The 1130-nt window shown below is 64.2% G+C and carries 2 protein-coding genes; one reads left to right on the top strand and one right to left on the bottom strand.

Annotated features, from left to right (window positions below; genetic code table 11):
* Positions 1-107 precede the first annotated feature (107 nt).
* A complete protein-coding gene (locus ACWEN3_RS46810; RefSeq protein WP_452984577.1) occupies positions 108-458 on the bottom strand; it encodes a helix-turn-helix transcriptional regulator in 351 nt (116 codons plus the stop codon).
* A gap of 129 nt (positions 459-587) precedes the next feature.
* Here ACWEN3_RS46810 and ACWEN3_RS46805 point away from each other — a divergent pair, with 129 nt between their 5' ends.
* Positions 588-1121, top strand: a complete 534-nt coding sequence (locus ACWEN3_RS46805) for an STAS domain-containing protein (protein WP_452984575.1) — start codon at positions 588-590, stop codon at positions 1119-1121.
* The last annotated feature ends 9 nt before the right edge of the window (positions 1122-1130 follow it).

The raw sequence follows: 1130 nt of genomic DNA, 5'->3' as shown, positions 1-1130 counted from the left end.
CCACAGCAATCTCGTCCGGAGTCACGCACACTCAACGCCACACCGGGCCCAGAGGACACGCACCACCACAACCGACCTGACCAAGCACTACTAGGACCTAGCGAACGTCAGCCAGAGGCGGGCGTGTGCTCGCTGTGTGGCATCGCGCGGTGGGCTTCGTCCTGGACGAGCAGTGTAAGAAGTGAGGCAACCGTCAGGCCCTGACCGGCTTCGGTCGGGTGGCGCAGGGTCTTAGCGGGGTCGATCTGGTACGTGTTGCCGCGCCCCTGTCGGATGTGTGAGAGGTAACCGGCCTGCTCCAGGTCGGCGATGATCTTTTGCACAGCGCGTTCGGTGAGGCGGCAGCGGGCGGCGATGTCACGGACACGCGCACTCTGGTTGTCCGCGATAGCCGCAAGGACGCGGGCGTGGTTCGTCAGGAACGTCCATCCGTTGTGGGGCTCGGGCACCTCATCCATGCGCCGAGTCTACCGAAAGGACATGCGCGCATCCAAAAGCACGTACAAGAGTTCGTGTATAGGTTGACGTACGTCCCCCTCGTCGGGGAACGTTGAAGTGGACCACGGCGAGCGCATCGGGAGTGAGCCATGCAACACCCTTCCCACCGGACACAGTCCCTCACCATGCCGGACCTCCCCTGCTCAGGTAGAAACGTTGCTGCGAAGCCACTTCTAACGGGTCAGATAGCCACGCCGTACGCGTCGAGCGACGACCGGGTGCATGTCACCGTGCGCGGTGAACTCGACCTCGTCTCGGGCAACCAGCTCCGAGACCAACTGAGCGAAGCGCTTGCCGCTTCCTCCGGCGGTCTCGACTTGGACTTGAGCGGGCTCAGCTTCTGTGACTGCGCCGGCCTCAGTGTTCTTCTGGAACTCCGCCAGCGGGCCCTGAGCCGGGGCAAGACCGTCGTCATCCAGGACACCAGCCCCGCGATCGACAGGTTGCTCCATCTCGTCGGAGCGCAAGATCTGTTTTCACCTCCGCAGCCGCGGTGCACAGAGCCGCGCCAATTTACGCAAGCCATCGCGCCCTCCCCGAAGCCAGGGATGTCGCCCGGCGCCATGTCCTCAAGGAGCGGGCGGCAGGTTGCTGACCTGCGGCTTAGCAGCCCCTGCCTGTGATTCCCCTCT

The organism is Streptomyces sp. NPDC004561, assembly GCF_053602155.1.
Note: the sequence above shows the minus strand (reverse complement) of the source record. Positions and strands in the feature narration are given on the sequence as shown.

What these genes read in the sequence shown, in the direction of transcription:
- ACWEN3_RS46805 (WP_452984575.1), top strand. Translation starts at nt 588, where the DNA reads ATGCAACACCCTTCCCACCGGACACAGTCCCTCACCATGCCGGACCTC.
- ACWEN3_RS46810 (WP_452984577.1), bottom strand. Translation starts at nt 458, where the DNA reads ATGGATGAGGTGCCCGAGCCCCACAACGGATGGACGTTCCTGACGAAC.